Genomic DNA, 25,643 nt, shown 5'->3' on the forward strand with positions numbered 1-25,643 from the left:
CATGTATGTGGCCGTCAAAGGGGGCGAACGCGCCATCCTCAATTCCTACAGAATGCTGGACGACTATCGGCGCGGCGACCGGGCCCTGCCCGAACTGAGCCTGGACCAGATCCGCGAACAGATGCCGCTGGCGGTGTCGCGCGTGATGGCCGAAGGCTCGCTCTACGATCCGCAACTGGCGGCGCTGGCGCTCAAGCAGGCCGCCGGCGACGTGATCGAAGCGGTGTTCCTGCTGCGCGCCTACCACACCACGCTGTCGCGCTACGGCTACACCCAGCCGATCGACACCGGCGCCATGCGCCTGCAGCGCCGCATCTCGTCGACTTTCAAGGACGTGCCCGGCGGCCAGATCCTCGGGCCGACCTACGACTACACCCAGCGCCTGCTGGACTTCTCGCTGGAGGCCGAGCGTGAGGCCGACGCCCTGCCGGCGGGCGGCGAGCCGCTGGACAGCGCCATGCCGCGCGTCACCGACCTGCTGGCGCACGACGACCTGATCGACGCCGAGGCGGTGCCCGAGGGCGATCCCGAGCCGTTCGACCTGACGCGCCAGCCGCTGGACTTTCCTGCCTCGCGCGCCGCTCGCCTGCAGAATCTGGCGCGCGCCGACGAGGGCTTCCTCTTGTCGATGGGCTATTCCACGCAGCGCGGCTACGGCAACACGCACCCGTTCGCCGCCGAGATCCGCTACGGCTTCGTGGAAGTCGAGATGCACATCGAGGAACTGGGTTTCGCCGTCACGGTGGGCGAGATCGAGATCACCGAATGCCAGATGGTGAGCCAGTTCGCCGGCAACGCCGAGGCAGGCCCCAAGTTCACCCGCGGCTATGGCCTGACCTTTGGCTACGGCGAGCGCAAGGCCATGTCGATGGCGCTGGTGGACCGCGCCATGAAGGCGCAGGAACTCGGCGAACGCGCCGACTCGCCTGCCAATGACCACGAGTTCGTGCTGTACCACAGCGACAACGTCGAGGCCTCCGGCTTCGTGCAGCACTTGAAGCTGCCGCACTACGTGGACTTCCAGGCCAACCTGGAACTGCTGCGCCGCCTGCGCGCCGAGCGCGCCGCGCCGGCCCCCGAGAACACCCGCCAGCTCGACGAGGCCATTTCCTCATGACGACTTCCCCCACTCCCGGCGCCGCGGTCGAACGCGACGAGCACTACAACTTCGCCTACCTGGACGAGTCCACCAAGCGCATGCTGCGCCGCGCGCTGCTCAAGGCGGTGGCGATTCCCGGCTACCAGGTGCCGTTCGGCAGCCGCGAGATGCCGCTGCCCTATGGCTGGGGCACGGGCGGCATCCAGGTGACCGCGTCGATCATCGGCCCGGGCGACGTGCTCAAGGTGATCGACCAGGGCTCGGACGACACCACCAACGCCATCAACATTCGCCGCTTCTTCGGTCGCGTGACCGGCGTGGCCACCACCGAATCGACCCGCGACGCCAGCATCGTGCAGACGCGCCACCGCATTCCGGAAACGCCGCTGCGGGCCGACCAGATCATGGTGTTCCAGGTGCCGATCCCCGAGCCGCTGCGCTGGCTCGAACCGAGCGAGACCGAGACCCGCACCATGCACGCGCTGGCCGAATATGGCGGCATGCACGTCAAGCTGTACGAGGACATCGCCCAGCATGGCCACATCGCCACTACCTACGACTACCCGGTGATCGTCAACGACCGCTACATGATGCGGCCGTCGCCGATCCCGAAGTTCGACAACCCCAAGCTGGACAACAGCCCGGCGCTGATGCTGTTCGGCGCCGGCCGCGAAAAGCGGGTCTATGCGGTGCCGCCTTACACCCGGGTCAAGAGCCTGGATTTCGAGGACCATCCCTTCACCGTGGAGAAGTGGTCGGAATGCTGCGACGTGTGCGGCTCGCGCGACAGCTTCCTCGACGAGATCATCCTGGACGATGCCGGCACCCGCCGCTTCGTCTGCTCCGATACCGAATACTGCAACGACCGCCAGGCCGCGCAGGCCGCAAAGGAAGCCACCGCATGAACGCCCAACCCTTGCTTTCCGTGCGCGGCATGACGCGCACCTGGGACGGCGTGCACGGTTGCCGCAACGTCAGTTTCGACCTGTTCCCCGGCGAGGTGTTGTGCGTGGTGGGCGAGTCCGGTTCCGGCAAGAGCACGCTGCTGTCGGCCGTGTCGTACCAGACCGCGCCCGACGCCGGCAGTGTCTGGTACGACACCCGCGACCAGGGTTTCACCGACCTGGCCGCGCTGTCCGGCGCGCGCCTGCGGCTGCTGGCCCGCACCGACTGGGGCTTCGTGCGCCAGAACGCCCGCGACGGCCTGCGCATGCAGGTCAGCGCCGGCGCCAACATCGCCGAACGCCTGATGGCGGTGGGCGACCGCCACTACGGCGAACTGCGCCAGGCCGCGAGCGGCTGGCTGCGGAAGATGGAGATCGACGCGGGACGCCTGGACGACGCGCCGGCTTCTTTCTCCGGCGGCATGCAGCAACGCCTGCAGATTGCCCGCAACCTGGTGACCCATCCGCGCCTGGTGTTCATGGACGAGCCGACCGCGTCGCTGGACGTGTCGGTGCAGGCCCGCCTGCTGGACCTGTTGCGCCAACTGGTGACCGACCTGGGCCTGGCCGCGATCGTGGTCACCCATGATCTGGCGGTGGCGCGCCTGCTGGCGCACCGCACCCTGGTGATGCGCGGCGGCGAGGTGGTCGAAAGCGGCCTGACCGACCAGATCCTCGACGACCCGCAGCATCCCTACACCCAGTTGCTGGTGTCTTCCATTTTGCAGAGCTGACCATGACTGTCGCGAAACCCATGATCGAGGTGCGGGGCCTCGGAAAGATGTTCACCTTGCACAACCAGGGCGGCATCCGCCTGCCGGTGCTGGAAGCGGTCGATTTCGACGCCGCCGCTGGCGACTGCCTGGTGCTGGCCGGCCCGTCGGGCACCGGCAAGAGCACCTTGCTGCGCTGCCTGTACGGCAATTACCTGGCCACCGAAGGCAGCATCCGCGTGCGCGCCGGCGATGACTGGGTGGAACTGGTCGGCGCGCCCGAGCAGCGCATCCTGGCGTTGCGGCGCGACGTCCTCGGCTACGTCAGCCAGTTCCTGCGGGTGATTCCGCGCGTGTCGGCGCTGGACGTGGTGGCCGAGCCGCTGCGCATGGCCGGCGTCGAGCCGGACGAGGCCCGCGAGCGCGCCGGCGCCATGCTGCGGCGCCTGAACGTGCCGCAGCGCCTGTGGGGACTGGCGCCCGCCACCTTCTCGGGCGGCGAGCAGCAGCGCGTCAACATCGCCCGCGGTTTCATCGCCCAGCATCCCATCCTGCTGCTGGACGAGCCGACCGCCTCGCTGGACCCGGACAACCGCGCCGTGGTGGTGGAGCTGATCCGCGAAGCACGCGCCGCCGGCCGCTGCCTGCTGGGCATCTTCCACGATGAAGAAGTGCGCGACGCGGTGGCGTCGCGCGTCCTGGCGCTACGCCCCGCGCAAGCCGCCGTCGAACTGGAGTAAGCATGACCCGTACCTACTTGACCCACGCCCGCGTCGTGCTGCCGGACCGCGTGCTGCAAGACGGCGCCGTCATGATCGAGGACGGCGTCATCGCCGCCATCGCGCCTGACGGCGCCCGTGGCGCGCACGAGATCGACCTGCGTGGCCTGACGCTGGTGCCGGGCCTGGTCGACCTGCATTGCGACGCCATCGAAAAGGAAGCCGAGCCGCGCTCGAAGGTGCTATTCCCGCTGGACTTCGCGGTGGCCCAGGTGGACCGACGCAATGCCGCGGCCGGCATCACCACGCCCTACCACGCGCTGTCGTTCGCCAACAGCGACCTGGGCGTGCGCAACAACGAGACCGCCGCCCAGGTGGTGCGCGGCGTGCGCGCCTTCCGCCAGCACAGCCTGGTCGACAACCGCGTGCATTGCCGCTACGAAGCCACCGACGCGACCTCGGTGCCGGTGCTGCGGCAGTTGATGGACGAGGGCGCGGTGGACCTGCTGTCGGTGATGGACCACTCGCCCGGGCAGGGCCAGTTCAAGACGCTGGAGTCGTACCTGCAGTACATGATCGGCAACCATTCCATGAGCCGCGAGCAGGCCGAAGCGGCCGCGCACGCCAAGGCCCGCGCCCAGGACGGCGCGGTGCAGCGGGTCGAGACCCTGCTGGCGCATGCGCGCGGCCTGGGCATCCCGACCGCCAGCCATGACGACGATTCGATCCATCGCATCGCCACCATGCGCAACCTGGGCGTGGCGATGAGCGAATTCCCGATCACCCTGGACACCGCCCGCGCCGCCGTCTCCTGCGGCCTGCCCACCATCCTGGGCGCGCCCAACGTGCTGCGCGGCAAGAGCCAGAGCGGGTCGATGCGCGCCATCGATGCGATCCGCGCCGGCGTGGCGAGCTGCCTGTGCTCGGACTACCAGCCCTCGACCCTGATCGCCGCGGCCTTCGCGGTCGCGGCGCAGACCGAGCTGACGCTGTCGCAGGCGATCGCGCTGGTGACGGCGAATCCGGCCGACGCCTGCGGCCTGCGCGATCGGGGCCGTATCGCGGTCGGCCAGCGCGCCGACCTGGTGGCGGTGGCGCAGGTCGGCGCGCTGCCGCTGATCAGCCATACCTGGAGCGCCGGCCGCCTGGTGTTCTCGACGCACTACGCGCCGGCTCGCGTGCCGGCGCCGGTGGCCGAGGCCAACGGCCTGGTGGCTGCCTGAGCAAACCGCCGAAGCTTGTCGATGGACAAGCGGCGGACACGCGCATCTGGTTAAATGGGTGGACGAGGACGCCGCCAACGAGCGGGCGGCCTGTCTGCCTTATTTTCCGGAGCACGCAATGGCACGATTCAACTTCACCCAGGACCCCGAAGAACCCGATCTCTGGGCCGCGGAAAACGTGCCCGTGGGCGAGGGCCGCCCGCCGATCCACGTCATGGTCCAGACCGACGGCGAAGAGCCGGATGGCGCGGCTTCCAAGGTGGTCAAGGCCATCATCGGCAATCTCGACGAGCAGATCCTGGCCGCGGCGGACTTTCTGCTGGACAACTACTCGTACGAGCACTACAAGAAGCTCGGCATCGAGGACGACCAACTGCTGCGCGAGGAAACCGCCGAAGCCATGGCCGAGAAGGCCGTGCTGCGCGCGCTGTGGCTGTTCGACGAAGACGGCGATGGTTACGAGCTGTGGTTCACGCTGCCGTGGGACCCGGTCCATACCTACGACGTCGAATTCGAGGACGGCGCGCCGGTGTCGTGCTCGGTCAACGATTGAGTTGGCGCGGCGGTCCCTGGCGGGCTGCCGGCCGATCCATGAGAAACGGGCCCCGCGTTGGATGCGCGGGGCCCGTTTTTCATGGGGCGTGAAGGTATTGGCGCGTTCCGTTCAGGCCTCGCGCGAGGCCGTCCGCACCGGCGTCGAGTCCGTGTCCGTGGCAGGGCTGGACGGGGCGCCGGCCGCCAGATCCTCTTCCTTGCCTTCCATCTTGGCGATGACGGCGGTGGCCAGGCTGTTGCCGACCACGTTGGTGGCGGTGCGGCCCATGTCGAAGAACTGGTCGATGCCCATGATCAGCAGCAGGCCGGCCTCGGGCAGGTGGAACATCGGCAGCGTCGCCGCCACCACCACCAGGGAGGCGCGCGCCACGCCGGCCATGCCCTTGCTGGTGACCATCAGCACCAGCAGCAGCGTCAACTGCTGCGAGAAGCTCATCTCGATGTTGTAGGCCTGCGCGATGAACAGCACCGCGAACGACTGGTACATCATCGAGCCGTCCAGGTTGAACGAGTAGCCCAGCGGCAGCACGAAGCCCGAGATGCGCTTGGACACGCCGAAACGCTCCAGCGCCTCGATGGTCTTGGGGTAGGCCGATTCGCTGCTGGCGGTCGAGAAGGCCAGCAGGGTCGGTTCCTTGATCAGGCCGCCCAGGCGGAAGGTGGACTTGCCCAGGAACAGGTAGCCGACGCCGAACAGGATGGCCCACAGCAGCGCCAGGCCCAGGTAGAACTCGCCGATCAGCTTGCCGTAGCTGACCAGCACGCCCAGGCCCTCGGTGGTGATGGCGGCGGCCATGGCGGCGAACACGCCCAGCGGCGCAAAGCGCATCACGTAGTCGGTGACGCGGAACATGATCTTGGCCAGCTCGTCGATCATGGTGTAGATGGTGTTGTGGCCCTTGCCGCGGATGAACGACAGCGCCGCGCCGAAGAACAGCGAGAACACCAGGATCTGCAGGATCTCGTTGTTGGCCATGGCTTCGGCGATGCTCTTGGGGAACACGTGCGCGATGAAGGCCTTGAGGGTGAAGTCGCCGGTCTTCAGGCCGGCGCTGGCGGCCGCGTCGGGCAGCGCCAGGTTCAGGTGCGCGCCGGGCTGGAAGATGTTGACCAGCGCCAGGCCCAGCAGCAGCGAGATGGCCGAGGCCGCGATGAACCAGAACATGGCGCGCAGGCCGATGCGGCCGACGGCGCTGGCGTCGCTCATGCTGGCCAGGCCGGACACCAGGGTGGCGAATACCAGGGGCGCGATGATCATCTTGATCATGCGCAGGAAGATGTCGGTGATGAGGCTGAAGTACGAGGCGATGTCCTTGGCCTCTTGCGCGTTCTGCGCGTACTTGTTGCAGAAATAGCCCACCACGACGCCCAGCACCATGGCAATGCCGATGTAACGCGTCAGCTTCTTAGTATTCATCTTCAAAAACGGAAAACAGGGACCTGGTCGGTTGGCCGGATAGGCCTTACCCGCCGGCATGGGGCGGGGCGAAACGGTCCAATGAAGGATATGCCGGAGGGGACCCGGAGTGGCGCGGGTTAACCCTTGGGGCGCGATGTTAACGCCGCCAACCTGACAGTTAGTTGTCAGGTTGGGGACGGGTCATACCTGACTGCCAGGGCGGCCGGAGCATGACAAAATGGTCCGGCCTGGCCGCCTGTGCGCCGCCGGGCGACACAAAAAAGGGTCACACAGGCCCCCCCTTATAGGAGACAGAGCTATGCCGAAACGCGAATTGTCCGTGCTGGTGTCGGGGTATACGTTCCTGGAGGGCCTGCGCTGGCACGACGGGCGCCTGTGGGCCTCCGATTTCTATACGGGCAAGGTGATCGCCGTCGACCTGCTGGGGCGGGCGGAGGTGATCTGCCGGGTGCTGGAGCAGCCCTCCGGCCTGGGCTGGCTGCCAGACGGGCGGCTGCTGATCTCCTCCATGAAGGACCGCAGGCTGCTGCGGCGCGAGCGGGATGGCCGACTGGTGCCGCACGCGGACCTGTCGGCATTGACCGGCGGCCCCATCAACGACCTGGTGGTCGACGCCCAGGGCCGCGCCTATGTGGGTAACTTCGGTTTCGACCTGATGGCCGGCGAGCCCTTTGCCACCACCACCCTGGTGCGGGTGGACCCGGACGGGGTGGCCCAGGTGGTGGCGGATGGGCTGTGGTTTCCCAATGGTTCGTTCATCACCCCCGACGGCAAGACCCTGATCGTCAACGAGACCTTCGGCAACCGGATCTCGGAATTCGACATCCTGCCTGACGGCGCCCTGGGGCCTCGGCGCGACTGGGCCCATTTCGGCGCGCTGCCGGATTCCGATGACCTGTCGGTGCTGATCGCGGCCTCGGCCATCGGCCCGGACGGCGGCGCGCTGGACGCCGAGGGCGCGCTGTGGGTGGCCGACGCCATCGGCAAGCGCATCGTGCGGATGGCCCGCGGCGGCCGGATCCTGGAACAGATCGATACTGGCGACCTGGGCATCTTCGCCGCGGCCCTGGGCGGGCCGGACGGCAAGACGCTGTTCATGGCGGCGGCGCCCGATTTCATCGAGGCCAACCGCCGCGCCAAACCAGAGGGGCGGATTCTGGTGGCCGAGGTGGACGTGCCGCACGCGGGACGGCCCTGAGCGGGGCTGCCCGGCCGCGTCCCGGGCCGATCCTGGCCGGACGGCGGACGCGGTTCGCGCGCGGCTCCGGCGGCCGGTTTAGTCCTGGTGGATAGGGATACCGGCCGTTTCAAGACCTTTCTTCGAATCCCCCGTAAAATCCCACCATCCCGCTCGATTTCAACCATCTTTCAATCGACAGTACCTAAGGAGGACCACACATGGCCCTAGTCTCCATGCGCCAGTTGCTCGACCACGCCGCCGAGCACGGCTACGGCATTCCGGCATTCAACGTCAATAACCTGGAACAGGTCCAGGCCATCATGGAAGCCGCGGCGGAGACCGACAGCCCGGTGATCATGCAGGCCTCGGCCGGCGCCCGCAAGTACGCCGGCGAAGGCTTCCTGAAGCACCTGATCCAGGCCGCCGTGGAGTCCTACCCGCACATCCCCGTGGTCATGCACCAGGACCACGGCCAGTCGCCGAAGGTCTGCCAGGGCGCCATCGACCTGGGCTTCTCCAGCGTCATGATGGACGGCTCGCTCAAGGAAGACGGCAAGACCATCGCCGACTACGACTACAACGTCGAAGTCACCAAGAAGGTGGTGGACGTGGCCCACAAGCTGGGCGTGACGGTCGAAGGCGAACTGGGCTGCCTGGGCTCGCTCGAAACCATGGAAGGCGACAAGGAAGACGGCCACGGCGCCGACGGCAAGCTGACCATGGACCAACTGCTGACCGATCCGGAGCAGGCCGCCGACTTCGTGCGCCGCACCCAGCTCGACGCCCTGGCCATCGCCATCGGCACCAGCCACGGCGCCTACAAGTTTACGCGCAAGCCCACCGGCGACATCCTGTCGATCGCCCGCATCAAGGAAATCCACGCCCGCCTGCCCAACACCCACCTGGTGATGCACGGCAGCTCCAGCGTGCCGCAGGAACTGCTGGCCGAGATCCGTGAATTCGGCGGCAACATGAAGGAAACCTACGGCGTGCCGGTCGAGGAAATCCAGGAAGCCATCAAGTACGGCGTGCGCAAGATCAATATCGACACCGATATCCGTCTGGCCATGACCGGCGCCATCCGCCGCTTCTTCGCCGAGAACCCCGAGAAGTTCGACCCGCGCGAATACCTGAAGCCGGCCCGCGCCGCCGCCAAGGCGATCTGTGTGGCTCGCTACACCGAGTTCGGCACCGCCGGCAACGCCAGCAAGATCAAGGCCCTGCCGCTGACCGAGATCGCCGCCCAGTACGCCTCGGGCAAGCTGGCCCAGGTGGTGCAGTAAGCCGCCGGCCGCCTTCCTTTCATGGAAGGCGGGCAGCAAAAAGGCGGGCCCGCGAGGGTCCGCCTTTTTTTCGTGCCTGTCGCGCGCGCCTCAGGCGGGCGGGGCGTTGCGGGGGAAGTTCGGCACGGTCCGGTCCACATGGTGCCAGGACGGCGCCGAATCGGTCCACATGCTGACGCGGGTGTGGAAGGCCTCGGGATCGTCCAGGGATCCGGCCCGCACCACTTCGTAGCCCATGCCTTCCGAGCCGCCGAACAGCGGCGTGCCACAGTCCGCACAGAAGCTGCGCATCACGGTATGGCCGGAATCGCCCTGGTAACGGTGTTCGCGCGCCTGGCCGCGCAGCAGGGTGACCGAGCCGGCCGGCAGGATCAGCGCGTGGGCCGGCGCGCCGCCGCTGGAATACTGGCAATCGCGGCAATGACAGGTGGCCGCCATGATGGGTTCGTCGGTTACCGCGTAGCGCACCGCCCCGCATTGGCAGCCGCCGGTCAGGTGGACCTGCGCGTCGGCGTGGGGCGGGCGTTTCTGGGTTGCATCCTGCATACGACTGTGTCTCCTCCAGGTGAAAAGGGGGCGCCGTGACGCGGTGCGCGGCCGGCGCATTTTTTGGCATCCGGCCAGACTAACCCGCGGCCCGACGCGCGGCAAGACGGGGCTATTTGCAGTAACCTATGCGCTTTGCGCGACCCCCATTTTTGCCATAGGCCATTTTTCCGTGACTTCTGCTTTGCATCAATCCAGCATCAAGTCCTTGCCGCTGCTGGGCCGCGGTAAGGTCCGCGACATGTACGCGGTGGGCGACGACAAGTTGCTGATCGTCGCATCGGACCGCATTTCGGCGTTCGACGTCATCCTCGACGATCCCATCCCCGGCAAGGGGCAGGTGCTGACTGAACTGACCGAGTTCTGGCTGCAGAAGCTGGCCCACATCCTGCCGAACCACTCCACCGGCATCAAGCCCGAAGACGTGGTGGCGCCCGATGAAGTCGACCAGGTGCGCGGCCGCGCCGTGGTGGTCAAGCGCCTCAAGCCGATCCTGGTGGAAGCGGTGGCCCGCGGCTACCTGATCGGTTCCGGCTGGAAGGACTACCAGGCCACCGGCGCCGTCTGCGGCATCAAGCTGCCCGCCGGCCTGCAGCAGGCCAGCCAACTGCCCGAGCCGATCTTCACGCCGGCCGCCAAGGCCGAGTTCGGCATGCACGACGAAAACGTCGATTTTGCCCACGTGGTCAAGGAAGTCGGCCAGGAAATGGCCGAGCGCATCCGCGACGTCACGCTCAAGCTGTATGCCGAGGCGGCCAAATTCGCCGCCACCAAGGGCATCATCATCGCCGACACCAAGTTCGAGTTCGGCCTGGACGACGACGGCACGCTGTACCTGATGGACGAAGTGCTGACGCCGGATTCCTCGCGCTTCTGGCCGGCCGACGGTTACCGCGTGGGCATCAGCCCGCCTTCCTTCGACAAGCAGTTCGTGCGCGACTGGCTCGAGACCCAGACCTGGGACAAGACCCCGCCCGCGCCGCGCCTGCCGCAGGACGTGCTGGAAAAGACCGCCGCCAAGTACCGCGAAGCGCTCGACCGCCTGGTCGCCTGACGCGCGCGCCGCGCCCCGAGAGCCGCCCGTGAACCGGGCGGTTTTTTTTGTCCGCGTCGGCCGGACGGTCAGGGAAATCCCTGCTTTTCCGTAAAAATTATTGCGTATTGTTACGCTATACTCGCCGGCAACCTGCATCCGGAGGCCGGCGGCGTGCTCGCGCGGCCTCCTTTCCGCCAACTTGCCGGACGCGGCCCGCAGCCGCCGCCTGGGCGCATCGCCCACCGGACGAAGAAAGGAGCTGCGCATGATCATGATGTTGCCTTTCCTGACCGGATTGGTCGCCGTGTGGTTCGGTCTGCTGGGCAAGCGCCGTCCCTGCGTCGCCTTCTGGCTGATCACCCTGGGCGTGTTCGCCGCCTGGTGCCAGTTCCACATGACCAGCCCGCTGGCGCTGTCGCTGTAGGCCCGCCGACATGATCTTTTCCCGCAATCCCGCGCGCGGCTCGCGCGTGCTCAATGCCCTGGCCCTGCTGGGCGTGACGACGATCCTGGGACTGGCCTTCGCCTGGCAATTCGCCTACGACGAGCCGCCTTGCCCGCTCTGCCTGCTGCAACGCGTGGCCTTCATGCTGGCCGGGGTGGGGTTGCTGCTGAACCTGCGGCTGGGCCCGTCACCCATGCACTACGCCATGACGATTGCCGCCTCGCTCGGCGGCATGGTGGCGGCGGGCCGCCAGGTGCTGCTGCACATCGCGCCGGGCGACCCGGGCTATGGCACGCCGTTCCTGGGCCTGCACTTCTACACCTGGGCTTTTATCGCCTTCAGCGTCCTGATCGTGTTCTGCGTGCTGATGCTGTCGGTGGATCGCAAATGGGGCGACAACATGCTCAAGCGGCCGGTGTCGGCGCTGGGCGTAATCATCATGGCCCTGTTTTTCATCATGGTGCTCGCCAACCTGGGCAGCACCACGCTGCAATGCGGTTTCGGGCCCTGCCCGGACAATCCCACCGGCTATCTCTGGCTGGGTTCGGGCAATACGCCCTAGGGGTGGCGCCGGCGCCGGGTAAAATACCGGGTTTCGCGGCACGGCCGCGGCCTTTCAACGACTCGACACCGGTTATGACAGCCAAGACTTCCGCAGCGGCGCAGGCCACCCCCGTGGTGGGCGTGATTATGGGTTCCTCCAGCGATTGGGAGGTCATGAAGCACGCCGTCACCATGCTCGAAGACTTCGGCGTGCCGTACGAGGCGCGCGTGATTTCCGCGCACCGCATGCCGCAGGACATGGCCGAGTACGGCGCCGCCGCGTTTGATCGCGGCCTGCGCGGCATCATCGCCGGCGCCGGCGGCGCGGCCCACCTGCCGGGCATGATGGCGGCCCTGACCGAAGTGCCGGTGTTCGGCGTGCCGGTGCCGTCCAAGTACCTGCGCGGCGAGGATTCGCTGCTGTCCATCGTGCAGATGCCCAAGGGCGTGCCGGTGGCCACCTTCGCCATCGGCGAGGCCGGCGCCGCCAACGCCGCGCTGCACCTGATCGCCACGCTGGCGGGCACCGACGCTGGCCTGCACAAGAAGCTGGTGGCATTCCGCGCGCGCCAGACGCAGGCCGCGCGCGACATGAAGGTTCCGCCCGAGGCCTGATCCCCATGACGCAATCGACTGCTTTCACCATTGCCCCGGGCGGCTGGCTCGGCCTGCTGGGCGGCGGCCAACTGGGCCGCATGTTCTGCCACGCGGCGCAAAGCCTGGGCTATAAGGTCGCGGTGCTGGACCCGGCCGCCGAATGCCCGGCGGGCATGGTGGCGGACCTGCACATCCAGGCCGCCTATGACGACGAAGACGGCCTCGCGCGCCTGGCGCAGACCTGTCAGGCCGTCACCACCGAATTCGAGAACGTGCCGGCCGACAGCCTGCGCGCGCTGGCGACCCGCTGTCGCGTCAGCCCGGCCGCCGACGCGGTCGCCATCGTGCAGGACCGCATCGCCGAGAAGGCCTTCATCGCCAGCCAGGGCATCCCGGTCGCGCCGCACGCCGCCATCCGCAGCGAGGCCGACCTGCGCGCCGCGCCCGACAGCCTGTTCCCCGGCATCCTCAAGGTCGCGCGCCTGGGTTACGACGGCAAGGGCCAGGCCCGCATCGATTCGCGCGAGGCCGCGCTGGCCGCGTTCGCCGAGTTCGGCGGCGTGGCCTGCGTGCTGGAAGCGCTGATGCCGCTGGACTACGAAATCTCGGTCGTGCTCGCGCGCGGTTTCGACGGTTCCAGCGTGGTGTTCCCGGTAGCGCGCAATGTGCACCGCGACGGCATCCTGGCCGTGTCGACGGCGGCGCCGGTCAAGCTCGACGCCGCCCACGCCGAACGCCAGGCGCAGGCCACCGCGGCCGCGCAGGCCATCGCGCAGGGCCTGGGCTACCACGGCGTGCTGTGCGTGGAATTCTTCGTGCTCCGGGACGGCAGCCTGATCGTCAACGAGATCGCGCCGCGTCCGCACAACAGCGGCCACTACACCATGGACGCCTGCCTCACCAGCCAGTTCGAGCAGCAGGCGCGCGCCATGGCCGGCCTGCCGCTGGGCGGCACCGACCTGCTGGCGCCCGCCGTGATGCTGAACCTGCTGGGCGACATCTGGTATCCGTCGGCCTCCGGCGACGCGCAGCGCGAGCCCGACTGGGCCGCCGCGCTGGCGGTGCCCACGGCCAAGCTGCACCTGTACGGCAAGCGCGAGGCGCGCCGCGGGCGCAAGATGGGCCACGTCACCATCGTCGCGCCGACGCTGCAGCAGGCCCAGGCCGACGCGGCGCGTGTCGCCGCCGCGCTGGGCATGCAGGCGCCCGAGTAACGCCATGTCCGCTTCGCCCGACTCCGCCAGCGCCGCGGACATCGCCGACGCCGCCCGGCGCCTGCTGGCCGGCGAGCTGGTCGCGTTCCCGACCGAGACCGTCTACGGCCTGGGCGCGGACGCCGAGAACCCGCAGGCCGTGGGCAGGATCTACGCCGCCAAGGGCCGGCCGTCGAACCACCCGGTAATCGTGCACATCGCGCCGCAGGGCGACCTGTCGTACTGGGCGGCCGAGGTGCCGCCCGAGGCGCGTCTGCTGATCGACGCCTTCTGGCCCGGTCCGCTGACGCTGATCCTCAAGCGCGCGCCGCACATCGCCGACACCGTCAGCGGCGGCCAGGACAGCATCGGCATCCGCTGCCCCTCGCACCCGGTGGCGCAGGCGCTGCTGGCGGCGTTCGCGGCCGGCAAGCCGAACGGGCAGGGCGGCGTCGCCGCGCCGTCGGCCAACAAGTTCGGCCAGGTATCTCCCACCCGCGCCGACCACGTGCGCCACGAATTTCCCGACGAGGTCGCGGCCGGCATGCCGGTGCTGGAAGGCGGCGCCGCCGAGGTCGGCATCGAATCGACCATCCTGGACCTGTCGCGGCTGGACCGCGGCGCCGGCCCGGTGCTGCTGCGTCCCGGCCATATCAGCGCCGCGCAGATCGAGGCCGTGCTGGGCGTGCAGGTGTTCGCGCCAGACGCCGCCGCGCCGCGCGCCTCGGGCACGCTCAAGGCGCACTATGCGCCGCGCACGGCGTTGGAACTGGCGTCCGACGCGCGCCTGCAAGCCGCGCTGCAAGGCCGCGGCCTGCCGCCGGGCAAGGTCGTGGTGGTGGCGTACACGCCGCCGCCGACGGCCGTCGATGCGCGCATCCAGTGGCAACAGGTGGCGGCCGATCCGGCGCGCTACGCCCAGGCGCTGTACGCGTTGTTGCGCGACCTGGACGGCCAGGGCTTCGCGCGCATCATCGTGCAGGCGCCGCCGGACAGCGAGGCGTGGCACGCGGTCAACGACCGCATCGGCCGCGCCGCCGCCGCGTTCACGCTCGACACCACCGACCTGTAGGGGGGGCGGCCGTTCAGGCCGCCAGGAATTCCCCGATCCTGGCCACCGCCTGGCGCATCGGCGCCAGGAATTCTCCCGTCAATCGCTCCAGCGGCACCCGCGCCGCCTTGACGCTGACGTTGACGGCGCCGCAGGCCTTGCCGCTGGCCGAGCGCACCGGCACCGAGATGGCGCGCACATTCAATTCGAGTTCCTGGTCGACCACCGCGTAGTCCTGCTCGCGGATGCGCGCCAGCTCGGCCCGCAGCCGCGCTTCGGTGGTGATGGTGAACTCGGTGTAGGGTTGCAGTTCGATGGCGGCGAAGTAGCGCGCCAGCGCCGGCTCGGACAACTGCGCCAGCAGCACGCGGCCGATCGAGGTGCAATAGGCCGGCAGCCGGCTGCCCAGCCCCATCGAGGTGGCCAGCAGCCGGTTCACTTCCGAGCGCGCCAGGTAGAGCATTTCGTGCCCTTCCATGATGGCCAGCGCGCAGGTCTCGTTGACGCTGGCGCTCAGTTCTTCCAGCACCGGTTGCGCCAGCGAGACGAACGGCGTGGACGAGAAGTAGGCGTAGCCCAGCCCCAGGATGCGCGGCGTCAGGATGTACTGGCGGCCATGCTGTTCGGCGATGCCCAGCAGGATCAGCGTGTGCAGGCAGCGCTGCACCACCGCGCGCGGCAGGCCGGCGCGGCGCGCCAGTTCGGCCGCGGTCTGCGGATGGCGGCGGGTGCCGAAGGCGCGGATCACGTGCAGGCCGCGCGCCAGCGTCAGCATGTAGTCGGGATCCCCGCGCAACTGATCGGGGTGATCCTCGGGAGCGAGAGGCGCGGCGTAGCCGGGCGGGGGAAGGTTGGGCAGCATCAGCCTGCGCGCAGCGGCGCGCCGGTGCGTGCCTGTAGCGCTGTCAATGTCATGCCGTCGATCATATCCCGGACCCACAAGCCGTCGGGCGTGACGTCGATCACGGCCAGGTCGGTGTAGACGCGGTCGACCACGCCGGCGCCGGTCAGCGGATAGGCGCAGCGCTCGACGATCTTGGGCGAGCCGTCCTTGCTGTTGTGCTCCATCAGGATGTAGACGCGGCGCGCGCCCACCGCCAGGTCCATGGCGCCGCCCACGGCCGGCGCCTCGCCGGGCTTGTTGAGCGACCAGTTGGCCAGGTCGCCGTTGGCCGCGACCTGCATGCCGCCCATGACGCAGATGTCCAGGTGGCCGCCGCGCATCATGGCGAAGGAGTCGGCGTGGTGGAAATAGGCGCCGCCTTCGAGCAGCGTCACCGGCTGCTTGCCGGCGTTGATCAGGTCCAGGTCGATGTCGTCCTCGGCCGGCGGCGGGCCCATGCCGAGAATGCCGTTTTCACTGTGCAGCACGATCTCGCGGCCGGCGGGCAGGTGCGCGGCTACCAGCACCGGCATGCCGATGCCCAGGTTGACGTAGCTGCCGTCGGGAATGTCCTGGGCCAGGCGCCGCGCCATGGCTTCGCGGGTCAGGGGAGTGGGCATGGGGAATCCTTCAACTGGAGAACGCGGAGTGCGCCACCTGGGTGACGCGCTTGACGAAGATGCCTGGCGTCACCACGGCCTCGGGCGACAGCTCGCCCAACGCCACCTTGGCGCGCACCTGCACGATGGTGGTTTTCGCGGCCATGCACATGATGGGGCCGAAGTTGCGGGCGCTCTTGCGGTAGGTGAGATTGCCCCAGCGGTCGGCCAGGTCGGCCTTGACCAGCGCGAAGTCGCCGTGCAGCGGCCTCTCGAATACATGGCCGCGGCCGTCGATGATGCGGGTCTCCTTGCCGGCGGCCAGTTCGGTGCCATAGGCCGTGGGGGTGAAGAAGCCGCCCAGGCCGGCGCCGGCGGCGCGCAGCCGTTCGGCGATGGTGCCCTGCGGCACGCATTCCAGCTCGATGGCGCCGCGCCGGTACAGGTCGTCGAAGACCCACGAATGCGAGGCCTTGGGAAACGAGCAGATCACCTTGCGCACGCGGCCGGCCTTGATCAGCGCGGCCAGGCCGGTCTCGTGGTTGCCGGCGTTGTTGCTGACCACGGTGAGCTCGCGCGCGCCCTGCTCGATCAGGGCGTGCAGCAGTTCGGTGGGCATGCCGGCGCCGCCGAAGCCGCTGACCAGCACGGTGGCGCCGTCGTGGATGTCGGCCACGGCGGCGGCGGGGGTGTCGATGAACTTGTCGATCATGGTTGCCTTCGTATCAGGCGGGGCGCGGGTTGCCGGCGCGCCCCGCGGCCATCAGTCCACGGTGATGCGGGCCTGCTCGATGATCCCGGCATAGCGCGCCGAATCCTGCTTCATCAGTTCGGCGAACTGCGCCGAGGTGCCGCTGGCCGGCAGGAAGCCCGCGTCCAGGAATTTCTGGAGCACGTCCGGTTCCTGCACGATCTCGCTGATCTCGCGCGCCATGCGTTCGATGATCGGCCTGGGCGTGTTGGCTGGCGCCATCAGGCCGGCCCAGGAGCCGGTGACGAAGCCCGGCATGCCGGCCTCTTCCATGGTGGGAATCGACGGCTCTGTGGGCCAGCGCTGCTTGCCGGTGAAGCCGAGCGCCTTCAGGCGGTTCTGCTTGACGTACTGCATCGGCACCAGGATGGGATCGAACACCATCGACACCCGGCCGCCCAGCAGGTCGGTGAGGATCGGCGCGCTGCCCTTGTAGGCGACGTGCGTCATGGTGATCTTGTTGCGCAGCGCGAAATCGGCGCCGGTCAGGTGCGCGCTGGAGCCGTTGCCGCTGGAGGCATAGGTGAGCTTGTCGGGGTGCTTGCGGGCGTATTCCACCAGCTCTGCCACGCTGTTCACGGGCAGGTCCTGCGCCACGAACAGGAACAGCGGCAGGTCGGCCATCTGTGCCACGGGAACCAGGTCGTCCGGCTTGTAGCCCAGTTTGTAGAGATGGAAGTTGATGATGTAGGCCGGCAGGATCGACAGGAAGGTGTAGCCGTCCGGGTCGGCCTTGGCCGCGATCGCCGAGCCCACGCTGCTGTTGGCGCCGGGGCGGTTCTCGACAATGATGGTCTGCTTCAGGCGCGGCCCGAGCTTTTCGACCACGATGCGCGTGACGATGTCGGTGGAGCCGCCCGGCGTGTAGGGCACGATGATCTTGATGGGTTTGCTGGGCCAGTCGTCCGCGTGCGCGGGGCCGGCGACCAGCCCGCCCGCGGCGAGCGCGGCGTACAACAGGGTCTTGATGACATGGCGGCGGTGTTCCGCCGCGAAGCTGGGGGGCTGCGGTTTCCTTGCGGGTGCCATGGATTTGTCTCCTCCATGATTCGGCCGAATGCTGGCGCGCGTCCCGGGTTTTTATAGTGGCGCGGCCGGCTTTTTCTGAGGGATGGTGATCGCGTTGCCTGTCAGCCAGGACGCGAAAAAAGTATGGCACGCAGGGTCCAGCGATCCGCCCCGCGGGCCCGTCAATAAAGTTCGATCACCGGACTTGGAGGGCATTTCGCCAACGACTTTCTACTCGGGTTTCCACTAGGCCTCCGCGCGTTGTTCACGCCGTGGACATCGCGTAATCTGGCGGCCGGCCCGCAAAGCATGGGCTTGGTTTCAGCCGCGACGGGCCTACAGGACGGCGCGGGGCATCTAATTCAGGAGAAGCAATAATGAAGCGGTTGATTTCGTTTGCTGCCGGCGCGCTTGCCCTGGCGTGCGCATCCCAGGCGGCGGTGGCCGGCCCCACGCTGGATGCGGTCAAGAAGAAGGGGTACGTGCAGTGCGGCCTGACCGACGGCGTCTCGGGCTTCTCGGCCACCAACAGCAAGGGCGAATGGGAAGGCATGGACGTGGACATCTGCCGCGCCGTCGCCGCCGCCGTGTTCGGCGACCCGACCAAATTCAAGGGCACCGCGCTGTCGACCCAGCAACGCTTTACCGCGCTGCAATCGGGCGAAGTCGACGTGCTGCTGCGCACCGTCACGCTGACGCAGACCCGCGACACCTCGCTGGGCCTGTCGGCCGTGGCCGCCAGCTTCTATGACGGCCAGGGCATCCTGGTGAACAAGAAGCTGGGCGTGAAAAGCGCCAAGGAACTGAACGGCGCCACCGTCTGCGTGCAGCCGGGCACCACCACCGAACTGAACCTGGCCGACTGGTTCCGCGCCAACAACATCGAATTCAAGCCGGTCGTGATCGACAAGGTCACCGAAGTCGTGCGCGCCTTCGAGTCGGGCCGTTGCGATGCCTTCACCGACGATGCCTCGCAGTTGGCCGCCGTGCGCGCCACGCAGGTCGCCAAGCCGGACGACTACGAGATCCTGCCGGAACGCTTCTCCAAGGAGCCGCTCGGCCCCATGGTGCGCCAGGGCGACGAGAACTGGCTGGGCATCGTCCGGTGGACGCTGTTCGCGCTGCTGGAAGCCGAGGAATACGGCATCACGCAGAAGAACGTGGACGAGATGCTTAAGAGCAACAACCCCAACATCTCGCGCATCCTGGGCGTGACGCCGGGCGCCGGCAAGAACATGGGCCTGGATGAAAAGTGGGCCTACAACGCCATCAAGGCCGTGGGCAACTACAGCGAAGTGTTCGAGCGCAACGTCGGCAAGGACAGCAAGCTGGGCCTGCAACGCGGCACCAACGCGCTGTGGAGCAAGGGCGGCGCGATGTACCCGTGGCCGATCCGCTGATTGCGGTGACCTGAGCACGAACGGCCCGCCTTGCGCGGGCCGTTTTGTTTCCGGCATGCCGCCTGCGCGGCCGCGCAGAGCGTTGGATCGTTGAGCGATATGATCGAACCGTTATGCGGTACGCTATGCGCTTTTTCCACCGGACGCATCCCGCGCCATGACGCAGACCCGACCCGAGGATTCCCCCTTGTTCATCGCCGCGCTGGCGCGCGGCGTTTCCGTGCTGCGGGCCTTCAGCGAAGGCCGGCCGGCGATGACGCTGCCGGAACTCGCCGAGGCCACCGGCCTGAGCAAGAGTTCGGTACAGCGGTTCACGCACACCTTGTGGACGCTGGGCTATTTGCGCAAGGACCCGGCCAGCAAGAAATTCTCGCTGGGGCCGTGGTCGCTGGAATTGGGCATGAAATACGTGCAGACCAGCCCGCTGGTGCTGGGCGGCAATCCGTTCCTGCACACGCTCAATCGCAACTGCCAGGAAACGTGCAGCCTGGCCGAGCCTGACGGGTTGGACATGGTCTACGTGGCGCGCTTTGCGACCCATAAGGAAATGTTCGTCAACATGCCGGTGGGCATGCGCTTGCCGCTGTATTGCACGGCTGCCGGCCGCGCGGTGCTGGCGCGGCTGGATCCGGCGGTGGCGCGCGGCTTGCTGGAACGCTGCGACCGCAAGGCGTACACCGCGGCCACCATCACCGAGCTGGATGCGTTGCTGGCCGAACTGGAGTTCGCGCGCCGCCATGGCTACGCGCGTTCCAATGGCGAGTTCTATCCAGGCGACATCACTGTCAGCGCGGCGGTACTGGATGCGGGCGGCACGCCGCTGGGCGCCGTCAACGTCTCGGTGCCATCCAGCCGCTGGTCGTTCGAACAGGCGCAGGCCGTGTTCGGGCCGCAGGTGGTGGAGACGGCTCACGCCATCAGCGCCTCTCGCACCTTGGGACGCTCGCATCCGTTTTATGAACTCGAACCGCCGGGCGGCGCGTTGCGGGGCGCGCCCTTGGGCGACGACGAGGCCTGATCGGGGCCAGGCCCGACCGCGAACGCGGATGTTCGGGGCGACGAAGACGCGACGACATGAGACGCCAATTTGGAGCGCCAGCGCGACGCGCCAAATTGAGGCGGGACTTGAGGCGTCGACGGAAGATATCACCTTGAGGCAGCCCCTCGACCGGCCAACTTGAGGCGTCGGCGACGCACCGCCCTGGGGCGCCCCCCCCCTGTTAATTCCTTACTATCTCAATCGGGTATTAATTCGCCGATCAAGGGAAATTCCCTAATTGGCGGCATACCCGCACGCACGTTAATCTATTTTTGACACGATCGTATCGCATAGCGATTTGTGCAAATCTAAATTTTCACTCTGCCACAAGCTTGCCGCCTGTCGCCAAGGAGCCGCGCCGTGCCGTCGTCCGCCGAAGTCCGCTTTCATCCCGTGTCGGGATTCATGGGCCTGCCGCCGGCCCGCGCCGCCGGGAGCGGCGCCGCGCGCGCCTGTGTCGTGGGCATCCCGTTCGACTGCGGCACGCATCCGTTCCGGGTCGGTTCGCGGCAGGGGCCGGACGCGATCCGCGAACAGTCGCGCCTGCTGCGGCCGGTGGACATCTTCCGCCGCCACGGCATCGACAATCCGCCCGAGTTCCTGCGCGCCATCGACGTCGGCAACGTGGCCTGCCATCCCGGCGATCCCGACGCCTCGTATCCGTTGATCGAGGCGGGCATCGGCGCCATCCTCGATGCGGGCGCCATCCCGATCTCGATGGGCGGCGACGGCGCCGTGACGCTGCCGCAGTTGCGCGCCGTGGCCCAACGTCATCCTGACTTCGTGGTGCTGCATTTCGATTCGCACACCGACACCTACCCGATCCCCGGCTACAACACGGCCACCACCTTCACCCGCGCCGCCGAGGAAGGCCTGCTGGACGTGCGCCGCAGCTTCCACGTGGGCACGCGCGGCAGTTCGTTCATGCCGGGCGTCATCGAGTTCGGCCGCGAGGTCGGCTACACCATCGTGCCCTTCGACGAGTTCGACCAGGACCAGAAGGGCGCGCTCGACGCCATCAAGCAGCAGATCGGCGAGCGGCCGGTGTACCTGTGCTTCGACATGGACATCTTCGACCCGTCCTGCGCTCCCGGCGTCTGCACGCCGGAGTGGGGCGGCCTGTCGCCCAAGGAAGGGCTGGGCCTGTTGCGCCAACTGGCGGGCCTGAATTTCGTGGCGTTCGACGTGAACACCGTTTCGCCGCCGCAGGACGTGCAGGGCGCCACGGCGTTCCTGGCCGCCACCGTCATGCAGGAGTTCTGCGCGCTGGCGGCGGTGGCGGTACGGCAGTACCCGCAAGGACGCCCGGACTGAACCGGCGCATTGCGGCATCCATTTCATACAAGGGGAATTGCATGAAACTCAAATCCATCCTGCTCGGCCTGGCTTCGGCCGCGCTGCTGGCCCAGGCCGGCGCCAGCGTGGCGCGCACGCTCGACGAGGTGCGCGCCGACAAGACCTTGAACGTGGTCACCACCGCGTCCGCGCCGCCGCACGGTTTCAAGAACCCGAAGTCGAACCGGCTCGAAGGCATCATGGTGGACGTGGCCGCCGCGGTCGGCAAGCATCTGGGCGTGGCCGACAAGCTCACCGACGTGCCGTTCTCGGGCCTGATCCCGACGCTGACCTCGGGGCGCGCCGATCTGATGTCGGCGCCGTTGTTCATCACCGAGGAGCGGGCCCGCGCCATCGACTTCTCGGCGCCCGTGTACGAATGGGGCGAGGGCATCGTGGTCAGCGACAAGGCCACCCGCCGCTACGCCAAATTCGAGGACATGCAGGGCCAGAAGGTCGGCGTGCTGGTGGACTCGGTGCAGTTCAACATGATCAAGGACATGCCGGGCACCAAGGTATCGACCTACCAGGACTATTCCACGCTGCTGGCCGATGTGCGCGCCGGCCGCGTCGATCTGGGCATCGTCGATCCGCCCAGCATCATCTACCAGATCAAGACCAAGAACATCCCCGGCGTGAAGCTGGACACCGGCTACCAGCCGCAGCGCAAGTGGCAGGTGGGCATGGCGGTGCAGAAGGGCAATACGGCGCTGCTGGAGGCCGTCAACGCCGCGCTGGCCGAGATGAAGCGCAACGGCGAACTGGCCGCGATCGGGCAGAAGTGGGGCGTATCCGACCTGCTCAGCAAGTAATGCCGCCGCCGCGCGGATAAGCAGCACGAGTTAAGGAGCAAGCATTGGATCTCGCCACGTTGCGCATGTACCTGAGTCCCCTGGCCGAGGGCACGCTCTGGACCCTGGCGCTGTTTTTCTGTTCGGCTTTCCTGGCGGTGGCGCTGGGCCTGGTGGTGTGCCTGTGCCGCCTGTCGCGGCGGCCGCTGGTCAGCCGCGCGGCCCGCGTCTACATCGACATCATCCGCGGCACGCCGCTGCTGCTGCAACTGTTCTACATCTACTACGGCCTGCCGGAGCTGGGCGTGGTGATCAACGGCTTCGTGGCCGGCGTGCTGGGGCTGACGCTGAACTTCGGCGCCTACCTGGCCGAGCTGTTCCGCAGCGGCATCCAGTCGGTGGACGCGGGCCAGTACGAAGCGGCGCGGGCGCTGGGGTTGCGGCGCACGCAGCGGCTGCAGCGCATCGTGCTGCCGCAGGCGCTGCGCACCATATTCCCCGCGCTGGGCAACTACGCGCTGGTGCTGGTCAAGGAGACCTCGCTGGTGGCGGTGATCAGCGTGTATGAGTTGATGCGCGCCGGCGAGATGCTGGCGGGCGCCACCTTCCAGGCGCTGACGGTCTACACCATGGTGGGCGTCATTTATTTCGCCCTGTGCAGCGTGCTGGCCTACCTGTTCCGCCGCTCGGAAAAGCGCCTGACCGTGCCGGGCTACTGGAGCGGCGCCGGCGACAACCACGACATTTCCAAGGCCTGACGCGATGGACGGATTGAACGACTTGGCGCCGATCATCACGATGCGGGGCGTCTCCAAATGGTATGGCGACTTCAAGGTGCTGGACGGGCTGGACCTGGAGGTGCGGCCCGGTGAAAAGCTGATCCTGTGCGGCCCGTCCGGCTCAGGCAAGTCCACCACCATCCGGTTGCTGAACCGGCTGGAGGAACACCAGCAGGGCACGATCGTGGTCGACGGCATCGAGCTGAACGACGACGTCGGCAACATCGAACGCATCCGCGCCGAGGTGGGCATGGTGTTCCAGCACTTCAACCTGTTCCCGCACCTGACGGTGCTGGAAAACTGCACGCTGGCGCCGATGCTGGTCAAGGGCGTGGCGTCGGCGGAGGCGGAAAGCCGCGCCATGCAGTATCTGGAGCGCGTCAGGATCCCGCAGCACGCCGCCAAGTATCCGGGCCAACTGTCCGGCGGCCAGAAGCAGCGCGTGGCGATTGCCCGCGCGCTGTGCATGCAGCCCAAGATCATGCTGTTCGATGAGCCGACCTCGGCGCTCGATCCGGAGATGGTCAAGGAAGTGCTGGACACCATGGTGGCGCTGGCGCGCGACGGCATGACGATGGTCTGTGTGACCCACGAGATGGGCTTTGCGCGCGAGGTGGGCGACCGGGTGGTGTTCATGGACCAGGGCGCGATCGTCGAGACCGACACGCCGGACAACTTTTTCCGGGCGCCGCGTTCGGAGCGGGCGCAGGCTTTTCTGGGACAGATCCTGGCGTAGGCGCGGCCTTCTCCTGGCGGGACAGCGTTGGGGGCGGCGGCCTGAATTCCGGTTGCCGGAACCTGGGGAATGGTTCCATGCCGAGCCGCGCAAATGGCTCTACCCGGTTTGCGCTACGCTACCTATCATGCCAAATCGGGCCGGCGCGCCGCCGCCGGCACGAGCCTACGTAAAACAACCAGGGAAACACGATGAACGGCGCTGATAGTCTTTGCGATACCCTTCTGGCCAATGATGTGGACGTCTGCTTTGCCAACCCGGGCACGTCCGAGATGCACTTCGTCGCGGCGCTGGATCGCAAACCGAAGATGCGCTGCGTGCTGGGCCTGTTCGAAGGCGTGGTGACGGGCGCGGCCGATGGCTACGCGCGCATGGCCGACAAGCCGGCCGCCACGCTGCTGCACCTGGGGCCGGGCCTGGGCAACGGCCTGGCCAACCTGCACAACGCCAAGCGCGCGCGCACGCCGATGGTCAACATCGTCGGCGACCATGCCACCTATCATGTGCAATACGACGCGCCGCTGACCAGCGACGTCGAAGGCGTGGCGCGTCCCATGTCGCACTGGGTCAAGCGCGGCATGTCGGCCGAATCGATGTCGGCCGACGCCGCCGAGGCCATTGCCGTGGCGCGCCGCCATCCGGGCAACATCGCCACCCTGATCCTGCCGGCCAACTCCGCCTGGACCGAGCTGCCGGCCGACACCGCCGTGGCCAAGGTGGTCGACGAGGCCGTGCCGCACACCACCATCGAGGCGGTGCGCGCCGCCGCCAAGGCGATCCGCTCCGGCGAAACCACCACGCTGCTGCTGGGCAGCACCGCGCTGCGCGAACGCGCGCTCAAGGCCGCCGGCCGCATCGCCCGCGCCACCGGCGTGCGGCTCATGTCCGAAACCTCCAACCGCCGCATCGAGCGCGGCGGCGACCGCACGCCGGTGGACCGGCTGCCGTACCCGATCGACCTGGCCGTGGCCAAGCTCAAGGACGTGCGCCACCTGGTGCTGGTCGGCGCCAAGGCCCCGGTGGGCTTTTTCGCCTATCCCGGCAAGCCCAGCCTGCTGGCGCCCGAGGATTGCGAGAAGATCGTGCTGGCCACTGTCGAGCAGGACCTGGCGCACGCGCTGGAATGGCTGGCCGACGAACTCGGCATCGCCGCCGACGCGCCGCGCCTGGCGGCGCCCGCGCCGGCCTACGAGGTGCCGGCCAGCGGCAAGCTGACCGGCGCCGCCGTCAACATCCTGGTGGCGCACCACCTGCCCGACAACGCCATCGTCTGCGACGAGTCCATCACCCAGGGCCGCGAATTCCCGATCTACAGCGCCAGCAGCGCGCCGCATGACTGGCTGATGCTGACAGGCGGCGCCATCGGCATCGGCCTGCCGCTGGCGGCCGGCGCGGCGGTGGCCTGCCCGGACCGCAAGGTCATCACCCTGCAGGCGGACGGCAGCGGCATGTACACCTTGCAGGCGCTGTGGACGCAGGCGCGCGAGAACCTGGACTGCCTGACGGTGATCCTGGCCAACCGTTCCTACGCCACGCTGCATGGGGAGATGAAGAACGTGGGCGTGCAGGAGCCGGGCCGCAACGCGCGCCGCATGCTCGACCTGGAAGAGCCCTATCTGGACTGGACCCACCTGGCGCGCGGCATGGGCGTGGAGGCGGTCAGCGTCGATACCGTGGAAGGCTTCGCCCGCGCCTTGCAGGACGGCCTGAAGCGCCGCGGCCCGTTCCTGATCGAAGCGTTGATCTGACGCTTTTGCCCCGCGCGGCAAGGAGCA

Annotated in this window: 27 protein-coding genes; 21 read left to right on the forward strand and 6 right to left on the reverse strand. The window is 68.0% G+C overall.

Translation table 11 applies throughout. The annotated features are described in order from the left end of the window. Position 1 precedes the first annotated feature (1 nt). The 6 genes from SB816_RS18815 (at position 2) to SB816_RS18840 (ending at position 5,251) form a co-directional block, all read left to right on the forward strand. Positions 2-1,117: a carbon-phosphorus lyase complex subunit PhnI gene (locus SB816_RS18815; RefSeq protein ID WP_410547370.1), complete on the forward strand. Its 1,116-nt coding sequence runs from the start codon at positions 2-4 to the stop codon at positions 1,115-1,117. Then, the gene (locus tag SB816_RS18820; protein ID WP_175167524.1) at positions 1,114-2,004 is read left to right on the forward strand and encodes an alpha-D-ribose 1-methylphosphonate 5-phosphate C-P-lyase PhnJ; all 891 of its coding nucleotides are present in this window, start codon (positions 1,114-1,116) and stop codon (positions 2,002-2,004) included. The genes SB816_RS18815 and SB816_RS18820 overlap by 4 nt, the downstream gene beginning before the upstream one ends. Next, positions 2,001-2,777, forward strand: coding sequence for a phosphonate C-P lyase system protein PhnK (gene phnK, locus SB816_RS18825; protein WP_054417160.1), 777 nt, complete (start codon positions 2,001-2,003; stop codon positions 2,775-2,777). Before SB816_RS18820 ends, phnK begins: the two co-directional genes overlap by 4 nt. A 2-nt stretch (positions 2,778-2,779) precedes the next feature. Beyond that, positions 2,780-3,496, forward strand: a complete 717-nt coding sequence (phnL, locus tag SB816_RS18830) for a phosphonate C-P lyase system protein PhnL (RefSeq protein ID WP_064528281.1) — start codon at positions 2,780-2,782, stop codon at positions 3,494-3,496. Between the two features lie 2 nt (positions 3,497-3,498). Beyond that, positions 3,499-4,698, forward strand: coding sequence for an alpha-D-ribose 1-methylphosphonate 5-triphosphate diphosphatase (locus SB816_RS18835; protein WP_410547371.1), 1,200 nt, complete (start codon positions 3,499-3,501; stop codon positions 4,696-4,698). Between the two features lie 118 nt (positions 4,699-4,816). Then, complete coding sequence (locus SB816_RS18840) at positions 4,817-5,251, forward strand: hypothetical protein (RefSeq protein WP_049075499.1); 435 nt, start codon at positions 4,817-4,819, stop codon at positions 5,249-5,251. A 111-nt stretch (positions 5,252-5,362) separates the two neighbouring features. On the opposite strand, the gene SB816_RS18845 is transcribed toward SB816_RS18840, so the two are convergent. Next, positions 5,363-6,670 carry a dicarboxylate/amino acid:cation symporter gene (locus SB816_RS18845; protein ID WP_054501043.1) on the reverse strand — a complete coding sequence of 436 codons (1,308 nt, stop codon included), beginning with the start codon at positions 6,668-6,670 and terminating at the stop codon, positions 5,363-5,365. A 301-nt stretch (positions 6,671-6,971) separates the two neighbouring features. On the opposite strand from SB816_RS18845, the gene SB816_RS18850 reads away from it, so the two are divergent. Together SB816_RS18850 and fba are read left to right on the forward strand one after the other, a co-directional pair. Then, complete coding sequence (locus tag SB816_RS18850; RefSeq protein WP_054501044.1) at positions 6,972-7,871, forward strand: SMP-30/gluconolactonase/LRE family protein; 900 nt, start codon at positions 6,972-6,974, stop codon at positions 7,869-7,871. Between the two features lie 200 nt (positions 7,872-8,071). Then, the gene (gene fba, locus SB816_RS18855) at positions 8,072-9,136 is read left to right on the forward strand and encodes a class II fructose-bisphosphate aldolase (RefSeq protein WP_049075489.1); all 1,065 of its coding nucleotides are present in this window, start codon (positions 8,072-8,074) and stop codon (positions 9,134-9,136) included. Between the two features lie 90 nt (positions 9,137-9,226). On the opposite strand, the gene SB816_RS18860 is transcribed toward fba, so the two are convergent. After that, the gene (locus tag SB816_RS18860; protein WP_054501045.1) at positions 9,227-9,682 is read right to left on the reverse strand and encodes a GFA family protein; all 456 of its coding nucleotides are present in this window, start codon (positions 9,680-9,682) and stop codon (positions 9,227-9,229) included. Between the two features lie 172 nt (positions 9,683-9,854). Between SB816_RS18860 and SB816_RS18865 the strand changes: the two genes are divergently transcribed. From SB816_RS18865 to SB816_RS18890, 6 genes are all read left to right on the forward strand, one after another. Next, complete coding sequence (locus tag SB816_RS18865) at positions 9,855-10,736, forward strand: phosphoribosylaminoimidazolesuccinocarboxamide synthase (RefSeq protein WP_049075485.1); 882 nt, start codon at positions 9,855-9,857, stop codon at positions 10,734-10,736. Between the two features lie 247 nt (positions 10,737-10,983). Next, a complete protein-coding gene (locus SB816_RS18870) occupies positions 10,984-11,142 on the forward strand; it encodes a DUF5993 family protein (protein WP_006390808.1) in 159 nt (52 codons plus the stop codon). Between the two features lie 10 nt (positions 11,143-11,152). Beyond that, entirely contained in the window at positions 11,153-11,725 is a 573-nt protein-coding gene (locus tag SB816_RS18875; RefSeq protein WP_054501046.1) for a disulfide bond formation protein B, read from the forward strand. A gap of 74 nt (positions 11,726-11,799) precedes the next feature. Continuing rightward, positions 11,800-12,321: a 5-(carboxyamino)imidazole ribonucleotide mutase gene (gene purE, locus SB816_RS18880; protein ID WP_054501047.1), complete on the forward strand. Its 522-nt coding sequence runs from the start codon at positions 11,800-11,802 to the stop codon at positions 12,319-12,321. A 5-nt stretch (positions 12,322-12,326) separates the two neighbouring features. Beyond that, positions 12,327-13,517: a 5-(carboxyamino)imidazole ribonucleotide synthase gene (locus tag SB816_RS18885; protein WP_054501048.1), complete on the forward strand. Its 1,191-nt coding sequence runs from the start codon at positions 12,327-12,329 to the stop codon at positions 13,515-13,517. Positions 13,518-13,521: 4 nt separating this feature from the next. Continuing rightward, a complete protein-coding gene (locus tag SB816_RS18890) occupies positions 13,522-14,568 on the forward strand; it encodes an L-threonylcarbamoyladenylate synthase (RefSeq protein WP_054501049.1) in 1,047 nt (348 codons plus the stop codon). A gap of 13 nt (positions 14,569-14,581) precedes the next feature. Here SB816_RS18890 and SB816_RS18895 read toward each other — a convergent pair whose 3' ends face one another. Genes SB816_RS18895 through SB816_RS18910 form a run of 4 tightly spaced genes read right to left on the reverse strand, consistent with a single transcriptional unit; the run spans position 14,582 to position 17,809 of the window. Continuing rightward, complete coding sequence (locus SB816_RS18895) at positions 14,582-15,409, reverse strand: IclR family transcriptional regulator C-terminal domain-containing protein (RefSeq protein ID WP_054501050.1); 828 nt, start codon at positions 15,407-15,409, stop codon at positions 14,582-14,584. Beyond that, positions 15,409-16,050: a 3-oxoacid CoA-transferase subunit B gene (locus SB816_RS18900; RefSeq protein WP_144655326.1), complete on the reverse strand. Its 642-nt coding sequence runs from the start codon at positions 16,048-16,050 to the stop codon at positions 15,409-15,411. The genes SB816_RS18895 and SB816_RS18900 overlap by 1 nt, the downstream gene beginning before the upstream one ends. 10 nt (positions 16,051-16,060) lie before the next feature. Beyond that, on the reverse strand, positions 16,061-16,741 hold the full coding sequence (locus SB816_RS18905; protein WP_064528297.1) for a 3-oxoacid CoA-transferase subunit A: 681 nt from the start codon (positions 16,739-16,741) through the stop codon (positions 16,061-16,063). 51 nt (positions 16,742-16,792) lie between these two features. Beyond that, entirely contained in the window at positions 16,793-17,809 is a 1,017-nt protein-coding gene (locus SB816_RS18910) for a Bug family tripartite tricarboxylate transporter substrate binding protein (RefSeq protein ID WP_269874448.1), read from the reverse strand. Between the two features lie 356 nt (positions 17,810-18,165). Between SB816_RS18910 and SB816_RS18915 the strand changes: the two genes are divergently transcribed. The 7 genes from SB816_RS18915 (at position 18,166) to SB816_RS18945 (ending at position 25,616) form a co-directional block, all read left to right on the forward strand. Further along, positions 18,166-19,188 (forward strand): amino acid ABC transporter substrate-binding protein, encoded by a 1,023-nt coding sequence (locus tag SB816_RS18915; protein ID WP_006385546.1) that lies wholly within the window; start codon positions 18,166-18,168, stop codon positions 19,186-19,188. Positions 19,189-19,345: 157 nt separating this feature from the next. Then, entirely contained in the window at positions 19,346-20,206 is an 861-nt protein-coding gene (locus tag SB816_RS18920; RefSeq protein ID WP_054501054.1) for an IclR family transcriptional regulator, read from the forward strand. 426 nt (positions 20,207-20,632) lie between these two features. Beyond that, entirely contained in the window at positions 20,633-21,541 is a 909-nt protein-coding gene (locus SB816_RS18925; protein ID WP_064528353.1) for an arginase family protein, read from the forward strand. A 41-nt stretch (positions 21,542-21,582) separates the two neighbouring features. Continuing rightward, positions 21,583-22,374, forward strand: a complete 792-nt coding sequence (locus SB816_RS18930; protein ID WP_064528307.1) for an ABC transporter substrate-binding protein — start codon at positions 21,583-21,585, stop codon at positions 22,372-22,374. A gap of 44 nt (positions 22,375-22,418) precedes the next feature. After that, positions 22,419-23,111 carry an amino acid ABC transporter permease gene (locus tag SB816_RS18935; protein ID WP_049075464.1) on the forward strand — a complete coding sequence of 231 codons (693 nt, stop codon included), beginning with the start codon at positions 22,419-22,421 and terminating at the stop codon, positions 23,109-23,111. 4 nt (positions 23,112-23,115) lie between these two features. Continuing rightward, the gene (locus SB816_RS18940) at positions 23,116-23,868 is read left to right on the forward strand and encodes an amino acid ABC transporter ATP-binding protein (protein WP_081273656.1); all 753 of its coding nucleotides are present in this window, start codon (positions 23,116-23,118) and stop codon (positions 23,866-23,868) included. A 191-nt stretch (positions 23,869-24,059) separates the two neighbouring features. Then, a complete protein-coding gene (locus tag SB816_RS18945; RefSeq protein ID WP_144655323.1) occupies positions 24,060-25,616 on the forward strand; it encodes an acetolactate synthase large subunit in 1,557 nt (518 codons plus the stop codon). The last annotated feature ends 27 nt before the right edge of the window (positions 25,617-25,643 follow it).

The sequence above is a fragment of the Achromobacter sp. SIMBA_011 genome (genome assembly GCF_046535435.1).
GTDB lineage: Bacteria > Pseudomonadota > Gammaproteobacteria > Burkholderiales > Burkholderiaceae_B > Achromobacter > Achromobacter dolens.